The organism is Pedobacter sp. MC2016-05, assembly GCF_026239735.1.
GTDB lineage: Bacteria > Bacteroidota > Bacteroidia > Sphingobacteriales > Sphingobacteriaceae > Pedobacter.
In genome coordinates this window covers 90,641-113,688 of record NZ_JAPIVT010000017.1, presented here as the reverse complement: position 1 = coordinate 113,688, position 23,048 = coordinate 90,641, and the positions used below count along the sequence as shown (strand labels likewise).

Below are 23,048 nucleotides of genomic sequence, written 5' to 3'. Positions count from 1 at the left end.
ATCTTTCCAAAAAGTCATAAAAAAAGGGAATGGATTTTTATCCGTTCCCTTTTTTTATGTTTGCATTACAAACAACAAAACGTTAATGGGATTATTATTAGACTACCTGAAAAACCACAAGTGGATTGTGGCTTTAGCACTATTGCTTGCAGGTTTAAATATTGGCTTTTCACTTTTAGATCCATATATCACCGGAAGAATTTTAGACAAATTCATCAATCAAAAAGATAAATTAACTTATAGCCAATACCTATGGGGTTCGCTCGGATTAATTGGCCTGGCGATTGGCGCAGCAATGGTTTCGCGTATCGCTAAAAACTTCCAGGATTACTTCACTAGTGTTATTGTTCAAAAAGTTGGTGCAAAAATGTATGCTGACGGCTTACAGCACTCTCTAAAACTACCTTACCAGGTTTTCGAAGATCAGCGCAGTGGAGAAACATTGGGCATTCTACAAAAAGTACGTTTAGACTCCGAGAAATTTATTACCTCTTTCATCAGTATTTTGTTTGTGAGTTTGATCGGCATGATTTTCGTGATTGTTTACTCCGTTTCCATCAGCTACAAAGTAACACTGGTTTATTTTACGGCTATTCCAATTATCAGTTTTGTAAGCTGGTTTTTAAGCCGCAAAATAAAGACCATCCAGCGCTCCATTGTTGGTGAGACAACCGCTTTGGCGGGTTCTACAACAGAATCATTAAGAAACATAGAACTGGTAAAAAGTTTGGGTCTGGCCGATCAGGAAATTGAACGTTTGAATAAAACCACCTACAAAATTTTAGGTCTGGAGTTGAAGAAAGTAAAGTATGTCCGCAGTATGAGCTTTGTTCAAGGCACCACTGTAAACCTGGTTCGCAGCACGATGATCTTGGTTTTATTGTTGCTTATTTTCGATAATGCCATTACAGCTGGCCAGTATTTAACTTTCCTGTTCTATTCGTTTTTCCTCTTTGGCCCATTGCAAGAGCTTGGAAACGTAATTCTGGCCTGGCGTGAAGCAGAGGTTTCACTGGGTAATTTCAAAAAAATATTAAGTACGCCAATTGATAAAAAGCCAGAGAACCCCATTTCCATCAATAAAATTAAAGATTTAACTTTCAGCAATGTTGGCTTCAAACACCAAACTGCAAATAGAAATGCTTTAGAAAACATTTCGTTTAAAACGCAAAGTGGGCAAACCATCGCTTTCGTTGGTCCATCAGGAGCAGGAAAGTCAACTCTGGTAAAACTGTTAGTTGGCCTTTATCCAGCTAAAGAAGGGGAGATTTTATACAATGGCACACCAAGTAATGATATTGATTTAGATGCGCTAAGAGAAAAAATCGGTTTTGTAACGCAAGACACCCAGCTGTTCTCAGGCACCATCAGAGAGAATTTACTATTCGTAAATCCGACTGCTACCGATGAAGAGTGTTACAAGGTATTAAACCAGGCAGCTTGTCAAACTTTGCTTGCCAGAGCAGACAAAGGTTTGGATTCGTTAATTGGTGAAGGAGGTGTTAAAGTTTCAGGAGGCGAAAAACAGCGGTTATCTATTGCCCGGGCTTTGCTTCGCCGACCAGATATCTTAGTTTTTGATGAAGCTACATCCTCATTGGATTCTATCACAGAAGAAGAAATTACCAAAACCATTCGCTCTGTATCCGACTTAACAGACCACATTACAATCTTGATTGCCCACCGTTTATCAACCATCAAACATGCTGATGTAATCTACGTTTTGGAGAAAGGACATATCATCGAGCAAGGATCTCACGAAGCGTTGATCGCTCAAAACGGGTTGTATCAAGCCATGTGGCGACAACAAATTGGTGAAAGAATTGTTGAAGTATAATAAAACTTCATCCTATGTTAGTAGCAAAAATTGAAAGCAACGAAATTGGCATAATCATTATAATTGGCGCCATTTTATGGTTGGCGCTAATTTTAACCGCACTTTATCATATCTCGAGGAACAAAGGAATGCTGTTCCCGGTAAAAGCGCTATGGTTTGTTATCATATTACTGGCTCCATTTTTAGGGTCAATTATTTATTTAATTTGGGGTAAGAATAGAAAGTTTTAGGCTTTTTGCTTTATCCAGGGTTGATAAAATAAAAATTTAGTAAGAAATACTTCAGTTTGTATCTACCCCGCTGTATCTCCAAGCGCTATGAGAAATAGCGGCTTTCCGTCCCGTCCATTAGGTTCAATTTGCAATAGATTTCGTTTTGTTGAAAGTCTTTTACACTTGCGCTCATCTTTATAATTCACACCTGCGCTGGTTTCTAACAATTGCAATATAGCTTAACGGTTCCTGGCGTTTATTAGCATTTACCTTACTCACTACGCTCGTGTTAATGAGTGCAAAGAGCTCGTTTCCAATTATTAAAATGCAGAATATGCTCTAAGCTAAACCTAAGTGTACTAAAATCCGTTTTGTTTTTGGTTATTAATCGAATCGGCACAACCAGCGCAGAAAGATTGCGGAAAAGGCAGGCTCCAGCTCAATAGAGGCAGCGATGCCAGTTTTATTATATTTTATACTAACCTTTAGCAGTTTGCTCATTAATATCCTGTAAACTCAATTTGGTAAGAGATTTAGTTTTTAACCAGGTAATAAAAGCAATTGCGATGGTCATACTGCCGCCAAAAACTACCGCAGGAACTAGTTTCATATATTTTGCCGTTAAACCTGACTCAAACTCCCCAATCTCATTTGATGAGCCGATGAACATGCTATTTACCGCAGAAACGCGACCCCGCATATGATCTGGCGTGAGGAGCTGCATGATGGTTTGGCGTATAATTACGCTGACACTATCAAAAGACCCTTCTAAAAACAAAAAGAAAAGCGTGAGATAGAAGTTTTTGGATAAGCCATAACAAATAATACTGAGCCCAAAACCGGTCACAGCAATGAGCAAATTTCTCCACGGCTTGCCCATAGGAGAAAATCGCGTCATCAAAAGCATCGTAATCACTGCCCCAGATGAGGCTGCTCCACGCATCATACCCAAACCAAATGAACCTAAGTGAAAAACATCTTTCGCAAAAATGGGAAGCAGTGCCACTGCACCGCCAAAAAAAACAGAAAAAAGGTCTAAACTCATTGCCCAAACCATCATTTTGGTTTTAAAGACAAATTGAATTCCTTCTTTTAAACTGTGAAAGATATTTTGTGTTGGCGCAAAGGTAGCTGGATGCTTTTTAAAAGTGAAAATGCAGACGAGTGACACTGAAACTAGAAAAACGATAACGCTATAGGCAGCGGTGATTCCCCAAAGCCAATTAATTAATCCACCAAGTAGCGGACCAATAATGGTGGCCAGCTGCCAGCTGCTGCTACTCCAAGTGCTCGAATTCGGGTAGAGTTCCTTCGGGATGATATTGGCCATCAATGAAAAGGTCGCTGGTCCGAAAAAGCCACGAGCCAAACCGATACAGAAAACTAAGCCGTACATGATCAGTACAATTAAATCCTCTTTCAGGTTTAAATATTTACTGGTGATGATAAGCATGAGCACCGAAGCAAGCCATACACCCGAAAATATTTTAATCAGCAAGCCCCGTTTTTCACTTTTATCGGCGATGTACCCTCCATAGAGTGCAATTCCGATCGCAGGGATTGCTTCACACAAACCCACCAAACCAAGCTTCAATGCATCGTGGGTTAAATCGTAAATGTGATATCCGATAACCACAGCCTGCATTTGATAGGCCAACGTAAAGAAAAAACGCATTCCTAAAAAAGAACGAAATTCTTTAAAACGCAATGCTGCGAATGGATCCTGTTTAACTATAATGGGGTTGGAATCTGAATCTGCCACGAGAAAATATTTCCTACAAAACTAATGTTTGAAAAATTAAAAATCGCAAATGAATTAAACTCGGATTAGAATTGTTACCAGAAACCGATACTAAGAGATTTTATCAAATGAAATGCCTCTCTCTAGTTTTTGCAAATGCAGTTTCAAAACTTTATTCTCTGGTTTTTCCAATTGTGGATCATCTGAAAAAAGTTCTATAACTGTATTTCTAGCTTCAGATAGAATAATCTGATCCTTTGCCAAATCTGCCAGCTTCAAATCAAGGATACCACTTTGTTGGGTTCCAGAAATATCCCCAGGACCACGAAGCTGCAAGTCAATTTCCGAAATTTCAAAACCGTTATTGGTTCGCACCATGGTTTCTAAACGTACTTTACCTTCTTTACTGAGTTTGTTTCCGCTCATTAAAATGCAAAAGGACTGCTCCGCCCCCCTACCTACTCTACCGCGCAACTGGTGCAATTGGGAAAGCCCAAAGCGTTCAGAATTCTCAATTACCATAACAGATGCATTGGGAACATTCACACCGACCTCAATCACCGTAGTAGCTACCATGATCTGGCTTTTTCCATCAATAAACTGTTGCATCTCAAATTGTTTATCTGCATTTGGCATCTGACCATGCACAATGCTAATTTGATAATCAGGGCGAGGAAACTGGTAACTCAACTGCTCTACACCGGCTTCAAGGTGTAAAAGATCCAACTTTTCGCTTTCTTTTATCAATGGGTAAACGATGTAAACTTGTCGGCCTTTAGCAATCTCCTGTTTCATGAACCCGAACATTCTTAATCGTTGTCCTTCAAACAAATGCCGCGTTTCGATAGGTTTTCTTCCTGCAGGCAGTTCATCGATAATGGAAACATCAAGATCGCCATAGAGTGTCATCGCCAGCGTCCGTGGAATCGGCGTTGCGGTCATCACTAAAATATGTGGCGGAATGATGTTCTTCCGCCAAAGCTTCGCGCGCTGCTCTACCCCGAAGCGATGCTGTTCATCAATAACTACTAAACCGAGATTTTTGAACTTTACCTTATCCTCAATCAAGGCATGGGTTCCTATAAGAATATCTATTTCTCCATTTTCCAGTTGCTCATGCAGGATTGTCCTCTCTTTTTTCTTGGTGCTTCCGGTGAGGATTGCAACTTTAACCAAATCATCAGTTACCAATTCTGTAATTGAGGCGAAATGTTGTCGAGCCAAAATTTCTGTAGGAGCCATCATACACGCCTGGTAACCGTTATCGTTTGCTAAAAGCATACTCATCAAGGCTACAGCGGTTTTGCCACTACCTACATCGCCCTGAACAAGCCTGTTCATCTGAACTCCACGTTGTGTATCAATTCTAATTTCTTTAATAACACGCTTCTGAGCATTGGTTAGTTCAAACGGTAAAAACTCCTTATAAAATCGAGTGACCTTTTCGCCCACCTTATCAAAAGTCACCCCTTTAAATTTCAGTTGTCTCAATTGTTTGTTATGCAACAATTGAAGCTGAATAAAAAAAAGTTCTTCAAACTTCAATCTTCTCTCCGCAGCGTTCAAATCCTGTTGATTTTTTGGAAAATGAATACTCAGCAAAGCCCTTCTTTTATCTGGCAACTGATATTTATCAATAATATACTGAGGCAAGTTTTCAGGAACTTCTGTGATAACTTGATCTAGCAAACCAGCAATTAACCTTTGAATCCCCTTTGAATCCAAAGTAAACTTTTTTAGTTTTTCAGTAGAATTATAAACAGGCTGTAAACTTAAATTGCCCCTCCCTACAAGTTTGTTTTGGTACAGTTCCATTTCTGGATGAGAGATACTGAACGTTCCGTTAAATAAATTCGGTTTGCCGAAAGCCACATAAGCTGTTCCAACGGTAATATGATCATCTACCCATTTCAAACTTTGAAACCAAACCAGCTCCATCATACCCGTCTCATCTTTAAAAACAGCCACAATCCGCTTCGTTCTTTTATCGCCAATAACCTTTTTGCTGATTACACGACCAATAATCTGAATATATTGCGAATCGGGATTGATTTCATTGATTTTAAAATACTTTGTACGGTCGATATAGCGAAAAGGATAGTGCGCTAACATGTCTTGAAAAGTAAAAAGACCTAAATCCTTTTTCAAAACATCAGCACGACTTGGTCCTACGCCTTTTATAAATTCAATTGGTGTATCTAAAATCGAATGAAACAAATTTCTAAGCTTTTTTGTAAACAATGCTTTTTAGCAACTGCGCATTAAAAATAACAATCGACAACAGCAATAGCAAATAGGCGAAAAGCTGAAGCACATCTATCGGTTCCTTAAAATAGAAGAATGCAACTGCGAAAGCAACGATAGGATTTAGATAAATTAAAATACCTAACGCCGATGATGGCATTCCTAGTAAAGCATAAGAATTTAAAAAGAGTGGGATAATGGTAAACACCGCAGCAATTAAAAATATATGCGACCAAAAAAAATTATCTACAGGAAATGTGTTTGGGGTAAACAAATACATGGGCAACAACATCAGACCTGATAAAATTAACTGAACGCCTAAGAAATTGAACTTATCAATACCCTTAATTATTTTGAGCACAATAACATAAAGTGCATAAAATGATGCGATAAGTATTGCCCATAAAACCTCACGTAAAGACCCTGTGGCTAACAATGCAATGCTCATAGATGCAATAATCAGCGCAATTACTTTAGTCCTGGTAAGTTGCTCCTTAAGGATAACGAACCCACACAATGCGGTTAGAAGAGGACAGACCATATAAGCAAAAGCGGCAGCCCTTAGACTTACGCTGTTTACTGCATAGATGTATGTAAACCAATTCCCTGTTATTAAAAAGGCAGAAAGAAGGGTTAATAACAAGAACTTGGTCTTCTTAGGTGATATTAAATTCTTAAAGAAATTGAAATCATTTTTTAAGGCATCTTTCCTGAAAAGTAGAATAATTGTCCATACCATTATGATAGAAACAAATATTCTATAATAAAGAATTTCTTGAGGAGGAAAACCCTTGATGTTCCGTAGCGGAATTGACATTGTACCCCAGATAATGTAGGGAATAATGCCAGCTACAAAGTATTTCGCTCTAGCGGTTGCCAAAACTATTGAACGATCGCAATTACAGAAATCTCTACGTTCACATTTTTAGGCAGTACAGAAACCTGAACGGTTTCACGGGCTGGAAAATCAGCTGTAAAGTACTGACCATAAATTTCATTTACTTGTGAAAAGGTACCCATATCCGAGAGAAAAATAGTTGATTTTACAACGTTATCGAAAGATAATCCCGCCTCTAAAAGCACCGCTTTCAAGTTGCGCATAACCTGATGAGTTTCTTCTTCGATATTAACCAAATTTAGCTCTCCATTTTCTGGATTAATAGCTACCTGACCTGAAACGAATAAAAAATTGCCGGCTTGTACCGCCTGGCTATACGGCCCAATCGGAGCTGGAGCATTTGTAGTTGTAATGATTTTTTTCATAAAATTTATTTAGAAAGCCATTGAACGACTTTATAGGTTATACCTGCAAGAAAGATAATGATCGCCAATGCATTGATGAAATGCATAATTTTGATGTTGATGTTATTTGGCCTGTTAGGATCCTTTTTCCTGAAGAAATACATAATGCAAACTTAGATAAAAAGCCTTATACACAAAATTAAAAGGCATAAAAAAAGTCCCGATCTACATCGGGACTTTTCTATTAAACTTTATATTGAAATACTAGTTTCTAGAAGTTTCAACACGACGGTTTTGGATGCGACCTTCTTCAGTATCGTTAGAAGCAATTGGATTAGCTTCACCCATTCCTTTAGTAGCAACTTGACTAGCGTTAACACCAGAGTTTACTAAGTAAGTTTTAACAGAATTAGCTCTATCTTTAGATAATTTCATGTTATATGCAGCAGTACCTTCGCTTGAAGCGTAACCGTTTACAGTTACTTTACCACCGTTTTCACGTAACACTGAAGATAATTTATCTAAAGTTGGATAAGCTTCAGTTTTTAAAACTGATGAGTTGAAATCAAAACTGATTTTTTCGAAACCTGTTACATTACCAGTTGAAGTCGAATCAGCTTGAAATTTAGGAAGCGGACATCCTGAACCATCAACAGCAGTACCTGCAGGAGTTCCTGGGCATTTGTCGAATTGATCAGCAACACCATCACCATCAGTATCTTTTTTCAAATCTTCAACAGATTTTTCTACGTTAGATACACGGTTTTTCAAAGCTTCAACTTCCTGACGTAAAGTAGGATCTTTTAACTCATCATACATTGTAGCTAATGGGTTAGACCACTCTAAACTTGGTTTTGCAGAAGAACCTAAAGAAAATTCTAATCCAGCATATCCGTAAGAGAATTTATCTTGTGAAGTGCCTTTTGCATAAGTTCCGTCTAAGTTATCAGCATCAACAAAGTTCATAGTATAACCTAAGTTAAAATTAACACGCTCAGATACTTTGAACTTAACACCAGCACCTACTGGAATGTAGAAACCTTTAACGTAGTCATTTCTTTCACCTGTCTTAACAACGCTGTTACCATTTCCGTCATTACCACCAGCGTTACCTTTCCAATCAATAACGGTACCGTTATTCAAAGTAACCTTTGGTGCATAAGCCATATAACCGTAACCAGCAGTTAAAAAGAAACCAACTGAATTCTCACGACGTAAGAAGTCGATAGATCCCAAGTTTACAACACCGCGTAAATCTACCGCATATTGTAATTCAGTTTCAAATTCTCTGTTTGTAGAACCAGCACCTGTGAATGCAGCGTCATTTGAGCCAGAGATTTTACCACGTGTACCATTCAATTCTAATGCAAAAGAATGACCTAATTGTTTACGGATATTCAAACCGTAACCTAGGTTAACATCCCATTTGTTGTAATCATTAGTACTGCTGATTGGAGCGATTGGCATCAAAACACCACCGTTCAAACCAATTGACCAAGTTCTGTACTGACCTCTGCCACCAAATGCCTTGGTACCAGAAGTTGTTGCAGGTGCATCTTGAGCGACAGCAAGAGTAGCAACTCCTGTTAAGGCCACTAAAGAAAGCGCAACACTTTTCTTTAAAGTAGAATAATTCATAATCTTTTTTTCTTTTTAAGGGTAAACAATCTAATTGATTAATTTTTTAGTAATCGCAAAATTAAACAAAAATTTAAATTTTCAAACTTTTATACAAACTCCGTTCCAAACTTCTCTCTATTTAATCATTTTCTTACATTTGGCCATTACCTGATTAAAACTGTAATAACTATGAAATATCCCCAAATTGATCAATCACTTTTTATATTAAACAGAAAAAACTACACTAAACAACTAAAGAACAATTCGTTAGCTATATTCAATGCAGCTGATGAGTTCCCTAGAAGTGGTGATCAAAATTTTATCTTTAAACAAAATCCAGATTTATTTTATTTATCAGGAATTGATCAAGAGCAAACAATATTACTCCTATATCCTAATTGTCCTAATCCTTTGTACAGAGAAGTCCTGTTTTTAAGACAGACCAACGATTATATTAAGGTATGGGAAGGATATAAATATACAAAAGAGCAAGCAAGAGCCGCTTCTGGCATAGAAAATATATATTGGTTAGAGGATTTCGATAACGTACTGCACAGCATTGTACATTATGCAGATCATATTTATCTCAATACAAATGAAAATGATAGGTATTCACATTCAGTTCCATATCGCGATGTTCGATTTATTGAACAGATGCGCTCAAAATATCCATTGCACCATTATGAGCGCTCTGCTCCAATTATGCGTGGTTTAAGGGCTGTAAAATCTGAGCTGGAAATTGAACTGACTAGAAAAGCTTGTGCCATTACACGGGATGCTTTTGTAAGGGTGTTAAAATTTACTAAACCTGGAGTAAAGGAATATGAGATTGAAGCTGAAATTATCCATGAATTTATAAGGCAGGGCGGAACAGGACATGCTTATACACCAATTATTGCTTCGGGCCACAATGCAAACATTCTTCATTATAATGACAACAATCAGGAGTGTAAAGACGGCGATGTGATTCTTTTCGATTTTGGGGCTGAATACGCTAATTACAATGCAGATATGAGTCGGTCAATTCCTGTAAACGGAAAATTTACCCCCAGACAAAAAGAAGTTTATAATGCAGTTTTACATGTAATGAAGGAAGCTACTAAACTCATTGTCGCCAATACCGTTTGGAACACTTATCATGAACAGGTTGGAGAGATCATGTCGGAGCAACTCATTAATTTAGGTTTAATCTCTACAACTGAGGTTAAAAACCAAAATCCAAACTATCCTGCCTACAAAAAATACTTTATGCATGGTACATCCCATCATTTGGGAATAGATGTACACGATTTTGCTGGGAGATACACGCCGTTTGCCGAGGGAAATATATTAACCGTAGAACCTGGTATTTATATTCCTGAAGAAGGACTGGGGATTCGATTAGAAAACAACATTTTAATCAATGGCAGTGGCAATATCGATTTAATGGCTGATATTCCGGTAGAGGCTGATGAAATTGAAAGTATTATGAATAGTTAAAATAAATCTGAAGTCGATAGTCTGAAGTGCCAAGTCCCACTAGCCAAAATTGAAATGGCTAACTTTTCTTCGCGAAATCTGCTGCAAACTGATAAACATTAAAATCTGCTTTTATTAAGGCTGCCTGAATATCTTCTCGCAGCCTTTTTTTATCTACATCAATCATTTTTTGATTTTGAATCAGTCGCCAGGCTTTCTCGGCAAAAAGAAATTCCTTTCGCTGATTGGAACGCTTAATGGGTTTCGAAATCCATTTACATAATTCATCAATGCCAAGTTTTTTATCCGCGACGGTCTTAATGACAGGCAATGTCTTGATGCCTTGATGAACAATCTTTTTCAAGTTATTGGCAAAAGTATCAGCTCCTTCCCTATCGGCTTTATTAATCACAAAGCAATCGGCAATTTCCATCAAACCTGATTTAATATTTTGCACCTCATCGCCCGATTCTGGAACCAACACTACAATTGTTTTGTCTGCAAGTCCAGCAATTTCGACTTCCGATTGACCTACCCCAACCGTTTCAACAATAATCAGGTCAAAATTCGAAACTTTTAGCACATCTACCATTTCAATGGTTTTAGCCGAAATACCTCCCAAAGCACCTCTGGTTGCAAGCGAACGAATAAAAACATTTGGATTGTTAAATTGTGAGGCCATCCTAATTCGATCGCCCAGTAAAGAGCCAAAATTAAACGGCGAGGTGGGATCGATCGCTAGGATCGCTACACGTTGGCTTTTAGCGGTGAAATGATTTGTAATTGCATTAACCAGGGTACTTTTACCCGCACCAGGTGGGCCGGTAATACCAACCACCACTTTAGCCGATTGGCTATCCAGATTTTTCAGAATCAAATCCGCCGGCGCAATATCATTTTCAACGAGCGTTAATGCCCTCGCCAATGTCCTGTAATTACCGGCCTTTACTTCGCTTAAAATGGATAGATGGGTATTCATCAATAAAACTATCTTTGTACAAATTAACAAAATAATTAGCCACCAAGCGCAAAAACCAATATCCCGAATGAAAGTAACCGGATTTACCTTCTTAAGAAATGCGATTGCAAATGATTATCCTGCTAAAGAAGCCATACTTTCTGTACTGCCGTTGTGTGACGAATTTATCATTGCGCTGGGCGATTCTAGTGACACAACCGCGGAGTTGGTGAGCAACATTGGTCCAAAAATCAGAATTATCAACACCGTTTGGGATGAATCTATCCGCGAAGGCGGAAGAGTTTTTGCAGACGAGACCAACAAAGCCATTGCAGCCATATCTCCAGATACCGATTGGATGATGTACATACAGGGTGATGAAGCCATTCATGAAGACTACCTCCCATTGATCAAAACGGAGATGGAGCAAGAGTGGAAGAACAGTAACGTTGAAGCACTTTTGTTAAAATACAAACACTTTTACGCTTCTTACGATTACCTGGCAGAATCTCGCCGTTGGTATCGAAGAGAGGTTAGAATTATTAAAAATCTTCCTGGAGTTCGCTCTTACCGGGATGCTCAAGGCTTTCGAATTAACGATCGTAAACTGAGAGTGAAGTTGATTGATGCCTATATTTATCATTACGGCTGGGTAAAACCGCCCAAAGGTTTGCAGGGAAAAGTGAGAAACTTCAATCAATTTTATCAAACTGAAGAATGGATTGAAGAAAACTATCCCGTGCAGGAAACTTTCGACATGCATAATGCCGATCGGCTAGTTCACTTTAAAGGCACACATCCGAAGGTGATGGCCACAAGAATTGAGGCAGCAAACTGGAAATTCGATAAAGACCTCACTAAAGAGACGCCGAGAATGACTTTCAGAAGAAAGCTGCTGCAAAAAATTGAAGATCGGACTGGGTGGCGTTTGTTTGAGTATCGAAACTATAAAATTGTAAAGTAAGCGGTAATTTAAACTACCTATATTTGCCTTAACTTTAATAAAAAAAACCTTCTTTAATGAAAAAACCTCATGTTTTAGTCACTTTTGATTCTATGAAAGATGCCAACTGTGGCTATTTTTCTTTCGGAAAGGGACTCGGAGATGCGCTAATTAAACAAAATAAAGGAAAGTTTGAGCTAAAATTTTATCTATTTAAAAAAACTCAATATTTATTTGATGGCTTGGTTAATATTATTTATCTGTCCAGATTAGATCGGTTATTTTTTAAAGGTAGAAATGATTTTGACGTTGTTCATCTTTCTGACCAAACGTGTAGGTTGCGGCCAAGTAAAGTAAATGCAAAAAAAATAATGACTGTTCATGATATGAACAAGGTTCATTTGAAATTCAGCCGGCCTCATCGCATTAAAGTTTATCTCAAAAAACTTGGTAAATTGATATCTCAATGTGATGAAATTGTATGTATTTCGCAATTTGTAGCTAACGATGTTAAACACTATTTCCCCGAAGCGGCGTCAAAGATACAAGTGATTTACAATGGTGCCGATAAGTTGGTAGCTAATGCCCAACATCAACCAGGTTTCAGCCCGAAGAAAAATTTTCTTTTCACTATTGGACTTTTATCAGTTCAAAAAGGATTCCACTTATTACCTTCATTATTAGAAAATAACGATTTTGAGCTGGTAATTGCTGGCCGTGAAACCCCGCATAAGCAACGGATTTTAGAAGAGGCAGAAAAATATAACTGTACAGACCGGGTACATATCATCGGCCAGATTAGCGATGAAGATAAGGCCTGGTATTATAAAAACTGTAGTGCATTCTTGTTTCCGTCTGTTGCTGAAGGCTTTGGTTTGCCAATTATTGAGGCGATGCATTTTGGCAAACCAGTATTCTTATCGAAGTTTACATCATTGCCTGAAGTTGGAGGAGATGCCGCCTACTATTTCGACAACTTCGAGCCCGCGCACATGCAAAGTGTTTTCACCAACGGCATGAAAGATTTTATTGAGCGGAACAGAGCTAATGAAATGGTAAAGCAAGCCGAAAAATTTACCTGGGATATTGCCGCCAACCAATATTTAAGTTTGTACCAGAAATGCCTTGAAGAGTAAACATTTGTTATCAAGTTTATTAAATTGAAAAAAGTTGCCGTAGTAATTCCATTTTATCAAGATAAACTATCTGCTTATGAGGAGATAGCACTACAGCAATGCGAAAAAGTATTAGCCAATCACGACAAGATTGCAATAAAACCCATAGATTTCAACCTTCCGGCAGCAGCAGCAGGTACAGTAAACTTTCACCAAATAGTTAGTTTTGACAATCATTATTTTACAAGCATCTCCGGCTATAACAAGCTTATGCTCTCCGCCCAGTTTTATAAAGCATTCCTAGATTATGAATATATTCTAATCTATCAAATGGATTGCTTTGTTTTCTCAGATCAGTTGAATTTTTGGTGTAGCCAGAAATGGGATTATATCGGCGCACCCTGGATTAAAAAAACGTATCACAAAAGCACCCTGTCTTTACAGTTTTTAAAAATCAAGCATCATATTACATCTCGGTTTAATAGAGCAGACAATACGCAGCCCAATCAATATCAATTACATAATCAGGTAGGCAATGGAGGATTTTCATTAAGAAAAGTGAAAAAATTCTATGATTTAAGTTTACTTCTGCGCCCAACAATAGAAAAATATCTTTCTTTTGGAGGGAATTTATATAACGAGGATGTTTTCTGGAGCATTGAGGTAAATAGGGAAAATAGATTGCTGAATATTCCAGATTGTGAAACTGCCCTAAAATTTGCAATTGAAGTTCCACCTATTAAGTTAAGAAAGTTAAAAATTGCAGATTTACCATTTGGATGCCATGACTGGGATCATTACTTAGATTATTGGAAACCTGTATTTCAAAAACTCGGCTATACCATTTAAGAAGTATCCATTAATGTGCTGAAAATTCAACATCATTGTAATATTAAAAGAATGCGATGTTTGATTTTAAGCAGGTTTATTTGAAAAGCGTACATTTGCGAAGTTGTTATTTAGCGTTCTTAGAGCGCAAATTTTAGATTTTCTCATTAATATATATCCATTTTCATATAATGAAGATTTATTTTCGCCTATTATCATTTGCCAAGCCAATTGAGAAATTCGCTATTCCATATGTTATCGCTACGCTATTCGCAATTATTTTTAATACGTTTCTTTTTACCCTACTTGGCCCTTTAATGCAGGCTTTATTTTTAGGGAAAGTTATCGAAACGGATAAGGTAGCGGAAACCAAGGGCACATTCGATTTTCTGGGCCAGTTTAACAACTTCATGAACGAGGTAATTGCTGACGATAAAATCCATGCTTTGAAAGTAATTTGTGCCGTCATTGTAGTAACTGTAATCTTGTCTAATTTTTTCCGTTATTTTTCTCAGCGCTTTATGGAAGATTTACGTGTTCACACATTACTGAATTTAAGGAAAACCGTTTTCAATAATGTCATGAATCTTCATGTCGGTTTTTTCAACAACGAACGTAAAGGAGATATTATTTCAAAAGTTGCTTCAGACGTTCAAGTGGTCCAGTTTACGGTAACCAATACGCTCCAGGTCATATTCAAAGAACCCGTACAGCTTTTATTCTATATCGGCGTGTTAGTTTCCATTTCATTAAAACTAACGTTTTTTTCGCTGTTGGTGATTCCAGTCTCTGGATTTATTATTAGTAAAATAGTAAAAAGATTAAAGCAGCAAGCTACACAATCACACGAATCTTTTGCGAAAATGATTGGCTTTCTAGATGAGTCGCTTAGCGGCATTAAAATTATAAAGGCATTCAATGCAACTTCAAGAGTTACCCAAAAATTCGATGAAGAAAATAAATTCTATTCTTTTTTAAATAGAAAGATGGCTAGGCGACAACAGTCCGCATCTCCGGTTTCGCAAACACTGGGCGTAATTGTGGTGGTTTTTATCCTTTTGTATGGGGGAACCATGATTTTAAGTGGTAAAGGAGATTTGGAAGCAGCCGAGTTTGTTGTTTATTTAGCAACCTTTTCTCAGGTTATGCAGCCTATTAAAGCTATAACCGATTCTTTTAGTGGTATTCATTCTGGCATTTCTGCAGGTGAACGGGTTCTAGACTTAATAGATACGAAACCGGAACTAATTGATAATCCTGATGCTATAGAACTTCAAAAATTTAATCAAGCGCTGACTTTTAGTAACGTATCTTTTTTCTATGGGGATAAGCAGGTACTAAAAAACATCAATATTGAGATTGAAAAAGGGAAAACTGTTGCGCTTGTTGGACCCTCAGGAGGAGGTAAGAGTACTTTAATGGACTTGATTCCTCGCTTCCATGATCCAAAAACCGGCACATTAAAGATAGACGGCCAGGATTATAAAGATTTGATGGTAGAGAGTATCAGATCTAAAATGGGGACGGTAAATCAAGAATCTTTTTTATTCAACGATACTATTTTTAACAATATTGCCTTTGCTAAACCAAATGCCACTGAGGCCGAAGTAATAGCGGCTGCAAAAATTGCAAATGCCCACGATTTTATATTGAATACCGAAAATGGTTATCAATCTACAGTTGGAGACAGGGGCAATAAATTATCTGGCGGGCAAAGACAACGCGTTTGCATCGCAAGGGCGGTATTGGCAAACCCTCCAATCATGTTGCTTGATGAAGCTACATCAGCGTTAGATACAGAATCGGAAAAATTGGTTCAGGAAGCTTTGAATAATCTGATGAAAAACCGCACATCAATTGTTATTGCGCATCGTTTAAGCACCATTCAACATGCTGATAAAATCGTCGTGATTGATAAAGGTGAGGTGGTAGAAACAGGAAGCCATACGGAACTGATGACACAAAATGGGCTTTATCGCAGATTGATCGACATGCAGGCGTTTGGTGATTAACCGTCTTCAAAATGGCAAATGATATGGTTTCAATAATTATTCCGACCTATAATTATGGACATTTAATAGCACAAACATTAACCTGTTTAATTTCTCAAACCTATAATAATTGGGAAGCAATCATTATTGATGATGGTTCAAATGACGATACTGATGGAATAGTTCAATCTTTCCTGAATTCCGATTCAAGATTTTCGTATATAAAACAGGTTAACCAAGGTGTTGCCGTGGCGAGGAACCTCGGTTTAAAATTAGCTAAAGGAGAATTTATACAGTTTTTAGACGCTGATGATCTCATATCTGAAAAAAAATTGGACCTACAAATTTCTTATCTCGAAGCCAATCCCAGAGTAGACATTTCCGTTACGGATTACAGATATTTTGAGACCAGTAACCCCAAAATGCTCTATTCAGATTTTACGTTGAGAAATAAAACATTAGTTCAACCTGTTCATGGTTGCGGTTATCAGGTTATATCTGATTTTTTAATCCGCAATCCACTAGTAATACAAAGCCCGTTGATTAAAAGAGGTGTGATAGATAAAATCGGAAACTTTAGAAAAGGAATGCACTATCTTGAAGATTGGGACTTTTGGTTCAGGGCTGCTACTGCTAATTTTTGTTTCGGTTTTTTGGATCATAATGCCGCAATAGCATTAGTACGTGTTCATAAAGAGAGTGCCTCTCAACAGTCAGTCAAAATTATTGAAGCTGAGATTTCATTTAGAGATCTTGCAAAAGATAACATACTCCAATCGAATTTGATTGAGGCCGAAAAAATGAAACTTATTACAAGAAATGATGAGCTTCGAATCGATACTTATAAAAAAATGATGGCATACACTCATCTTTATGAACTAAGCAAATATGTTCGTTATTATAAAGAAATGCCGAGCACTGCAGCTTTTCTAAAAGCATTTATTAAAGCCCTTAACCTCAAAAGAAAACTTTTTACCAAATAAAAAGTATAGTTTCATATCCTACAAATAGTAAAATGAGTACAATTCAGCCTGTTAAAATAGACGTAATTATTCTAAGTTATGCGAAAAATGATATTTTAAAGCAAATGACTGAGCAGGGAATTAAATCCCTAATCAATTCAGAAAATCAGGATCAAATTGTATTCAATATCGTTGTAATTGAGTCTGAACTTAGTCTCGGGCCATTTAATTATGCTAACACTACAACCGTATACCCTAATGTGCCGTTTGGTTACCATAAGTTTATGAATATTGGAATCAAGCTTACGCAGAACCCATATTTGTGCATCTGTAATAATGATCTTCTTTTTCATCCAAACTGGGCTTCAGAAATATTGAGCGCATTTGAAGAAAATCCTGAATTAAGTAGTGCAAGCCCAATTTGCTCGATACATCATCCGGCAATTGGTATTTCTTTGAATTCAGGCGTGCATATAGGCTATGAAGTTAGGAAAGAAGTGGCGGGATGGTGCTTATTTTTTAAGAGAAGTAATCTTGAAAAAACGGGGCTTTTAGATGAAAAATTTACTTTCTGGTATGCGGATAACGACTATGCTACAACACTTGAAAAATATAATATCAAACATGCGTTAGTAACAACCTCAATAGTTGATCACCTTGAAAGCAAAACACTTAAAACTTTCGAGTTGCAGGAACAGATGAAAATGACTACAAGAGAACGTTTCTATTACGAATACAAATGGAAAAAGAGGGGCTATTTCTCCTATTTAAACCGGTTATTTAAAGCAAAAAGAGAAATTAATCGGCAAATTAGGAAATCAAGAGGCGTTTGAGCCCATACTTCGTGGCCTTCGCAATTAGTGTTAGGTAAAAATCCAAGGTGATTAGTTTAGAAGCTCTGCTTGCTTGGATAACCCGGAACATTTCCATTGATTTAAACCCCTCTCTGCACATCCTTCTAAAAATATTCTTAAATGCCCTCAACTCTCCTCTTTTAAGTTTTTCGTCATCTAAATTTGTAAAATTTATTGGCAGGTATCTACTCCATTTTGCGTGAATCTTTAAAATCTCCCGCAACCAATCTTTATTAAATTTTCCTTCAGAATAGTGCTCGATCAACACCTCAAATGTAACTGCAACCTCATGAGTTTGATTGATCCCCAAAGAAAAGTCTAAATCATAACCATGAAAACCTTGCAAAAGATTCTCATCAAAAGCATACGAATTGATAGCTTCTTTTGTACAGCACATCCACACGCCATCTAAACAAACTACCCTAGCCAGTTTTGTGTCCGTCTCATTCGAATAATCTTTTGTAGCTTCCTTATCTATATACTTATAATTTTGAATAATATTGTAATACATGATCTCTAACGCATCAATATCATAACAATGCCAACCTGATGGAGCCAAAGATTTATATTGACTTCCAGCGATCCCGATTAAGCCTAGTTTTGCATTGCTTTCGAAAATATCAGCAACAATTTTACCCCAATTCTTGGTATGAATTGTTATATCCTCATGCATAAAGCAAAGAATATCATATCGAGCCTGTTTTGCTCCCCGATTGTATATCTCACAGAGACCGATTTTTCCATTACTATTATCGAAGCTGATTACTTCAAATGGAACGCCTGCGTTAGTTTTAATATTATTTTCGACCTTCTCTAATAATGTTTTGCTCGTAGAAGCTATAATAATTGAAATCATATTTTTTAAATAAAACCCAAGACTTGAAGTTTACATTCAAGTACATCCTTTAAATAGCGATCAACAATTTTAAACCTCGTAGTACTTGTTATCCTTCGACGCTTATGCAAAGGAAAGAGTGTGTTGTAATGATATATCAGAAACATTAAGATGTATTTCCGCTCTATAATATTTGTTTTTTTTGAATAAAGTAAAACTAATGGCCTCATAAAGCTTTCATTATTATTCTTCTTAAGAAAATCATAAAAAATTTCCTGATGATACCTGCTTGTTTTGTATTGAGCTAAAGTAATCGCCACCGAATCAGGCGATGAAACTTCTTTTTGAATGACTGAATTTGAATGAATTCGATAACTTGTTAAACATTTATCTAAAAATACTATTTCTTGGTGATAGATGGCTAAAAAACCAATCCACCAATCGTAATACCCGTAATCTGGAAACGGTAAAGTTTTTTCTAAAAAAATAGTTTTCGCCAAAATGGTGTGCCCGGCAACAAAATTATTGATCAAGATAGACTTGTAATCTAAAAGATTAAAGTTTGGAGCCGCTAAGAGAAGTCTATTCATTGATAAGCCATCTTCATCTATCAATCTAGAATTTGAAAATATCATCCCTTTATCTCCAATATTCGCCATCAACTCCTCTATCTTATCCAAATCCCATATGTCATCTTGATCACAAATTGAAATGAATTCTCCCTTTGCCAACGTTATCGCTTTCTCGAAGTTTTTATTAAAACCTAAATTCTCAAGATTAAAAAATAAATTGATGTGAGCATAACGTGATAGATAGTCTGACAAAATTGATCTAGTGTTATCATCAGAGCAATCATCAACGATTACTATTTCTATGTTTTTATAGGTTTGAGCCACCAAGCTATCTAACTGATACTTTAAGTGCCTTTCACCATTGTATGTACACAGCACAATAGATATTAACGGGAGACTAGATCTATTCATCTCCAACGAAAGTAGCGAATCTATTTAAATACACCATAAGCAATTATTAAATTGTGCATATGCTTATTCTCTTAAATGTTAAAATGATTTGGTTAACCATTTGAAGTTGTATTTTTACGGCAAATGAGTTTTCAATAAGAAAATACGCCTTTTTAATGAAAGATATTAAAAATAAGAAATATGATTATTTGATTGTTGGTTCTGGTCTTTTCGGCGCAACTTTCGCTCATGAAATGACTAAAGCAGGAAAAAGCTGTTTAATTATTGATAAAAGAGATCATTCTGGCGGAAATATTCATTGCAAAAAAATTGAAGATATTAATGTACACTGGTATGGGGCTCATATTTTTCACACCAATGATAAATTTTTATGGGATTATGTAAATCAATTTGCTGAATTTAATCGGTATACAAATTCGCCTATTGCAAATTATAAAGGAGAGCTTTATAATTTGCCTTTTAACATGAATACTTTTTACAAACTTTGGGGAACAAAAACCCCGGAAGAGGCTCTAAAAGTAATCGCTAAACAAATACAGCATTTAGATATAGACGAACCAAAAAATCTTGAAGAGCAAGCTCAAAAGCTTGTTGGCACTGATATCTATGAAAAGCTAATCAAACATTATACAGAAAAGCAATGGGGAACTAAAGCTACAGACCTACCAGCTTTTATTATCAAAAGATTACCTGTAAGGTTCACCTTTGACAACAACTATTTCAATGATAAGTATCAAGGTATTCCTATTGGTGGCTATAATAAGATTATAGATGGATTGTTGAAAAATTGCGAAATCAAGCTAAATGTTGATTTTTTTGAGGACCGAAATTATTGGCTTAATATAGCCGAAAATATCGTTTTTACTGGCAAAATCGATGCATTTTACGACTTTCAGTTTGGTGAGCTAGAATATAGAAGCCTGAGATATGAATTGGAAATTCATGAAATCGATAACTATCAGGGAAATGCTGTAATCAATTTTACCGACGCGGAAACGCCATATACCAGAGTATATGAGCACAAGCATTTCGAATTTGGAACACAACCCAAAACAGTAATTACAAAAGAATATCCACTTAAGGGCATTAAAAATGCCGAACCATATTACCCTGTTAATAATGAAAAAAACATGTCTTTGTTGAGGAAATATCAGCTATTGGCAGAAAAAGAAACGAAGGTAATTTTTGGTGGACGATTGGCAGAATATAGATATTACGATATGCATCAGGTTATTGCTTCTGCATTAGCTAAATCTAAGGTTGAATTAAGAGGTGAATAAAGATTTAATTATATTTTCAGTTTTCCATAAGGATTTCGATAGTCCGAGTTGCGACTATATCCAGCCTATACAGGTAGGCAAAACTTTTTCCAAATTAGAATTAGGCTTTGTCTCAGATGATACAGGCGAAAATATAGCGCACAAAAATAAGACCTTTAGCGAACTAACGGCCTTATTTTGGATATGGAAGAACCTAGACACTATTGATACGAAGTGGATTGGGTTTTGCCACTACAGAAGGTATTTCGTACTACCAAAAATAAAAGTAAAGAAGAAACTATTTTCTAACAAGCAAATTATTGATCAAACAGAAAGCTATAACAAAAATTTTGATAAATCATTGTTAGAAGATGTTTGCTCGCAGCAATTAAAAGATAACGTCACAGAGGCGCTTTTAGCAGGAAGGATTATAGTTCCAAATCCAGCTCATCTTAGCTTAGAACTCAAAGTGAAGGCTACCATTAAAATGCACTACATCTATAATCATATTCCCGAAGACTGGCATTTAATGCGCACCACTCTAATAAAGTTATACCCAGATTACGAGTGTTCTTTTGATAGTTTCTTTGATCAAGAAACTAAAATGCATTGCTACAATATGTTTATTTCCAATACTAAAATCTTTAATGATTATTGTAGCTGGCTATTTTCAATTTTATTCGAACTTGAGAAAAAGATCAGGCTAAGCGAATATGAATATCAAAGGCGTGTTTTTGGTTTCTTTTCAGAGCGACTTTTCAACCTTTATGTTTTCCATAATAAATTACCAAAGCACGAACTTCCTGTTCTATTTTTTACCTAACTGCCACCAACGGCCCATTTAAGTTTCGTTTTGAGAATAACATGTGTCAAAGCGAAGGCCAATAAGTAAACAATTGCGAACCTCAAAATTGAATAGCCAATATTTTCTACGACGCTAAAAGTTGTGAAATTCCATTTATTCCATTTGAACACTTCAGGCAAAAGACGTATAATCAAAATCTGATGTATCAAATAGATACCGAAGGTTGTAGCTCTCGGTGTTAATTTTCTATCGATAAATTTAATACTGCCGATTTTAAGAAGTAAAAAAAACATGGTTAGTGAATAAGCTATATTCGAAATCCTTAGGGTATTATATTGATCATTGGAACCTTCATTAACAAGGTGAATAACTTCTAGACAGGACAAAACAAAGAAAGTGAGGTTAATGATGATTAACCAGCTCCACTTAAATTGCCTAACAAATGCCATCACCTTATCATAATAACGGTTTAGATACACTCCAAGCCATAAATAAAAAACAAATCCGAATAAAGCAGCAGAATGGTGGGTTACAAACCATTCTTGATAAAGGTTAACACTATATACCAAAGACACTACTCCCCATAATAGGCCAAACCAAAGGTTGTAGAGGTAGCGTTTAAAAATCAATAATATGCTGATACATATTAAAAAATTTAAAATGAACCAAAAGCTGCTTTCGAATAAAATATATCTGAACTGCTCTGCGAAATAGCCAAGTGGAGTCATTCCGCTAAAAAGATCATCCCCAGATTTTACATGCAATATCCAATTGTGTAGAAGATTTAGCATAACCAGAACAATGATCCAGAAAAGCCACGGTTTAATCGTATTCTTAAACCTTCTGCTTAGATATTGTAATGGTGTATATTCAGTAAACTTATAGTTGATCAAGAAGCCGCCAATAATAAAAAAAGCTATTGTAGCAAATTTCCAAAATTGCATAGCCATAATTTGTAACCAAGTATCAGCAGTGCTGGTATACTTTAAGCCCCACAATACTGCTGAGTGCTCATAAACTATCCCAATCATTGAGATACATCTAATAGTATCAACAAAATCGAAGCTCTTTTTTACAGGGATTTCATTCTTTTTTAATTCAATATCCATTAATAGTTTAGGTAGATAAAAGGCTAATATCAACTAAAAAAAAGAGTCCCGA

At 36.4% G+C, this 23,048-nt stretch carries 21 protein-coding genes; 11 read left to right on the top strand and 10 right to left on the bottom strand.

Translation table 11 applies throughout. The annotated features are described in order from the left end of the window. Positions 1 to 85: 85 nt before the first annotated feature. Positions 86 to 1,837 (top strand): ABC transporter ATP-binding protein, encoded by a 1,752-nt coding sequence (locus OQZ33_RS18815; RefSeq protein ID WP_265800841.1) that lies wholly within the window; start codon positions 86 to 88, stop codon positions 1,835 to 1,837. A 14-nt stretch (positions 1,838 to 1,851) separates the two neighbouring features. Continuing rightward, positions 1,852 to 2,067 (top strand): PLDc N-terminal domain-containing protein, encoded by a 216-nt coding sequence (locus OQZ33_RS18810; protein WP_265800840.1) that lies wholly within the window; start codon positions 1,852 to 1,854, stop codon positions 2,065 to 2,067. A 460-nt stretch (positions 2,068 to 2,527) separates the two neighbouring features. On the opposite strand, the gene OQZ33_RS18805 is transcribed toward OQZ33_RS18810, so the two are convergent. The 6 genes from OQZ33_RS18805 to OQZ33_RS18785 form a co-directional block, all read right to left on the bottom strand. Next, on the bottom strand, positions 2,528 to 3,811 hold the full coding sequence (locus OQZ33_RS18805; protein WP_265800838.1) for an MFS transporter: 1,284 nt from the start codon (positions 3,809 to 3,811) through the stop codon (positions 2,528 to 2,530). 90 nt (positions 3,812 to 3,901) lie between these two features. Further along, positions 3,902 to 6,007, bottom strand: coding sequence for an ATP-dependent DNA helicase RecG (gene recG / locus OQZ33_RS18800; protein WP_265800837.1), 2,106 nt, complete (start codon positions 6,005 to 6,007; stop codon positions 3,902 to 3,904). A 4-nt stretch (positions 6,008 to 6,011) separates the two neighbouring features. Further along, a complete protein-coding gene (locus OQZ33_RS18795) occupies positions 6,012 to 6,914 on the bottom strand; it encodes an EamA family transporter (RefSeq protein ID WP_265800836.1) in 903 nt (300 codons plus the stop codon). A gap of 2 nt (positions 6,915 to 6,916) precedes the next feature. Next, entirely contained in the window at positions 6,917 to 7,297 is a 381-nt protein-coding gene (locus OQZ33_RS18790; RefSeq protein WP_265800835.1) for a RidA family protein, read from the bottom strand. A gap of 5 nt (positions 7,298 to 7,302) precedes the next feature. Next, entirely contained in the window at positions 7,303 to 7,440 is a 138-nt protein-coding gene (locus tag OQZ33_RS24380; protein ID WP_323670582.1) for a DUF6728 family protein, read from the bottom strand. 100 nt (positions 7,441 to 7,540) lie between these two features. After that, positions 7,541 to 8,914: an OmpA family protein gene (locus OQZ33_RS18785; protein WP_265800834.1), complete on the bottom strand. Its 1,374-nt coding sequence runs from the start codon at positions 8,912 to 8,914 to the stop codon at positions 7,541 to 7,543. 171 nt (positions 8,915 to 9,085) lie between these two features. Here OQZ33_RS18785 and OQZ33_RS18780 point away from each other — a divergent pair, with 171 nt between their 5' ends. Next, the gene (locus OQZ33_RS18780; RefSeq protein ID WP_265800833.1) at positions 9,086 to 10,375 is read left to right on the top strand and encodes an aminopeptidase P family protein; all 1,290 of its coding nucleotides are present in this window, start codon (positions 9,086 to 9,088) and stop codon (positions 10,373 to 10,375) included. A 58-nt stretch (positions 10,376 to 10,433) separates the two neighbouring features. Here OQZ33_RS18780 and meaB read toward each other — a convergent pair whose 3' ends face one another. Beyond that, a complete protein-coding gene (meaB, locus tag OQZ33_RS18775; protein ID WP_265800831.1) occupies positions 10,434 to 11,333 on the bottom strand; it encodes a methylmalonyl Co-A mutase-associated GTPase MeaB in 900 nt (299 codons plus the stop codon). A 67-nt stretch (positions 11,334 to 11,400) separates the two neighbouring features. Here meaB and OQZ33_RS18770 point away from each other — a divergent pair, with 67 nt between their 5' ends. From OQZ33_RS18770 to OQZ33_RS18745, 6 genes are all read left to right on the top strand, one after another. Beyond that, the gene (locus tag OQZ33_RS18770) at positions 11,401 to 12,276 is read left to right on the top strand and encodes a glycosyltransferase family 2 protein (RefSeq protein ID WP_265800829.1); all 876 of its coding nucleotides are present in this window, start codon (positions 11,401 to 11,403) and stop codon (positions 12,274 to 12,276) included. A 56-nt stretch (positions 12,277 to 12,332) separates the two neighbouring features. Then, complete coding sequence (locus tag OQZ33_RS18765) at positions 12,333 to 13,391, top strand: glycosyltransferase family 4 protein (protein WP_265800828.1); 1,059 nt, start codon at positions 12,333 to 12,335, stop codon at positions 13,389 to 13,391. A gap of 24 nt (positions 13,392 to 13,415) precedes the next feature. After that, positions 13,416 to 14,219, top strand: coding sequence for a DUF5672 family protein (locus OQZ33_RS18760; protein ID WP_265800827.1), 804 nt, complete (start codon positions 13,416 to 13,418; stop codon positions 14,217 to 14,219). Between the two features lie 170 nt (positions 14,220 to 14,389). Continuing rightward, positions 14,390 to 16,210, top strand: coding sequence for an ABC transporter ATP-binding protein (locus tag OQZ33_RS18755; protein ID WP_265800826.1), 1,821 nt, complete (start codon positions 14,390 to 14,392; stop codon positions 16,208 to 16,210). An 11-nt stretch (positions 16,211 to 16,221) separates the two neighbouring features. Continuing rightward, positions 16,222 to 17,172, top strand: coding sequence for a glycosyltransferase family 2 protein (locus tag OQZ33_RS18750; protein WP_265800824.1), 951 nt, complete (start codon positions 16,222 to 16,224; stop codon positions 17,170 to 17,172). Positions 17,173 to 17,204: 32 nt separating this feature from the next. Continuing rightward, positions 17,205 to 17,984: a glycosyltransferase family 2 protein gene (locus OQZ33_RS18745; protein ID WP_265800823.1), complete on the top strand. Its 780-nt coding sequence runs from the start codon at positions 17,205 to 17,207 to the stop codon at positions 17,982 to 17,984. Here OQZ33_RS18745 and OQZ33_RS18740 read toward each other — a convergent pair. Both OQZ33_RS18740 and OQZ33_RS18735 read right to left on the bottom strand, forming a co-directional pair. Next, positions 17,962 to 18,861, bottom strand: a complete 900-nt coding sequence (locus OQZ33_RS18740; RefSeq protein ID WP_265800822.1) for a glycosyltransferase — start codon at positions 18,859 to 18,861, stop codon at positions 17,962 to 17,964. The genes OQZ33_RS18745 and OQZ33_RS18740 overlap by 23 nt on opposite strands. Before the next feature lie 5 nt (positions 18,862 to 18,866). Then, positions 18,867 to 19,823 (bottom strand): glycosyltransferase, encoded by a 957-nt coding sequence (locus OQZ33_RS18735; RefSeq protein WP_265800820.1) that lies wholly within the window; start codon positions 19,821 to 19,823, stop codon positions 18,867 to 18,869. Between the two features lie 155 nt (positions 19,824 to 19,978). Here OQZ33_RS18735 and glf point away from each other — a divergent pair, with 155 nt between their 5' ends. Continuing rightward, positions 19,979 to 21,103 (top strand): UDP-galactopyranose mutase, encoded by a 1,125-nt coding sequence (gene glf / locus OQZ33_RS18730; protein ID WP_265800819.1) that lies wholly within the window; start codon positions 19,979 to 19,981, stop codon positions 21,101 to 21,103. Then, positions 21,096 to 21,905: a DUF4422 domain-containing protein gene (locus tag OQZ33_RS18725; RefSeq protein ID WP_265800818.1), complete on the top strand. Its 810-nt coding sequence runs from the start codon at positions 21,096 to 21,098 to the stop codon at positions 21,903 to 21,905. The genes glf and OQZ33_RS18725 overlap by 8 nt, the downstream gene beginning before the upstream one ends. On the opposite strand, the gene OQZ33_RS18720 is transcribed toward OQZ33_RS18725, so the two are convergent. After that, a complete protein-coding gene (locus tag OQZ33_RS18720; protein ID WP_265800817.1) occupies positions 21,902 to 22,996 on the bottom strand; it encodes an acyltransferase family protein in 1,095 nt (364 codons plus the stop codon). The genes OQZ33_RS18725 and OQZ33_RS18720 overlap by 4 nt on opposite strands. Positions 22,997 to 23,048: the final 52 nt, after the last annotated feature.

What these genes read in the sequence shown, in the direction of transcription:
- OQZ33_RS18770 (WP_265800829.1), top strand. Translation starts at nt 11,401, where the DNA reads ATGAAAGTAACCGGATTTACCTTCTTAAGAAATGCGATTGCAAATGAT.
- OQZ33_RS18720 (WP_265800817.1), bottom strand. Translation starts at nt 22,996, where the DNA reads ATGGATATTGAATTAAAAAAGAATGAAATCCCTGTAAAAAAGAGCTTC.
- OQZ33_RS18785 (WP_265800834.1), bottom strand. Translation starts at nt 8,914, where the DNA reads ATGAATTATTCTACTTTAAAGAAAAGTGTTGCGCTTTCTTTAGTGGCC.
- OQZ33_RS24380 (WP_323670582.1), bottom strand. Translation starts at nt 7,440, where the DNA reads ATGTATTTCTTCAGGAAAAAGGATCCTAACAGGCCAAATAACATCAAC.
- OQZ33_RS18740 (WP_265800822.1), bottom strand. Translation starts at nt 18,861, where the DNA reads ATGATTTCAATTATTATAGCTTCTACGAGCAAAACATTATTAGAGAAG.
- OQZ33_RS18790 (WP_265800835.1), bottom strand. Translation starts at nt 7,297, where the DNA reads ATGAAAAAAATCATTACAACTACAAATGCTCCAGCTCCGATTGGGCCG.
- meaB (WP_265800831.1), bottom strand. Translation starts at nt 11,333, where the DNA reads ATGAATACCCATCTATCCATTTTAAGCGAAGTAAAGGCCGGTAATTAC.
- OQZ33_RS18815 (WP_265800841.1), top strand. Translation starts at nt 86, where the DNA reads ATGGGATTATTATTAGACTACCTGAAAAACCACAAGTGGATTGTGGCT.
- OQZ33_RS18750 (WP_265800824.1), top strand. Translation starts at nt 16,222, where the DNA reads ATGGCAAATGATATGGTTTCAATAATTATTCCGACCTATAATTATGGA.
- OQZ33_RS18745 (WP_265800823.1), top strand. Translation starts at nt 17,205, where the DNA reads ATGAGTACAATTCAGCCTGTTAAAATAGACGTAATTATTCTAAGTTAT.
- glf (WP_265800819.1), top strand. Translation starts at nt 19,979, where the DNA reads ATGAAAGATATTAAAAATAAGAAATATGATTATTTGATTGTTGGTTCT.
- OQZ33_RS18735 (WP_265800820.1), bottom strand. Translation starts at nt 19,823, where the DNA reads ATGAATAGATCTAGTCTCCCGTTAATATCTATTGTGCTGTGTACATAC.
- OQZ33_RS18755 (WP_265800826.1), top strand. Translation starts at nt 14,390, where the DNA reads ATGAAGATTTATTTTCGCCTATTATCATTTGCCAAGCCAATTGAGAAA.
- OQZ33_RS18810 (WP_265800840.1), top strand. Translation starts at nt 1,852, where the DNA reads ATGTTAGTAGCAAAAATTGAAAGCAACGAAATTGGCATAATCATTATA.
- OQZ33_RS18780 (WP_265800833.1), top strand. Translation starts at nt 9,086, where the DNA reads ATGAAATATCCCCAAATTGATCAATCACTTTTTATATTAAACAGAAAA.
- OQZ33_RS18765 (WP_265800828.1), top strand. Translation starts at nt 12,333, where the DNA reads ATGAAAAAACCTCATGTTTTAGTCACTTTTGATTCTATGAAAGATGCC.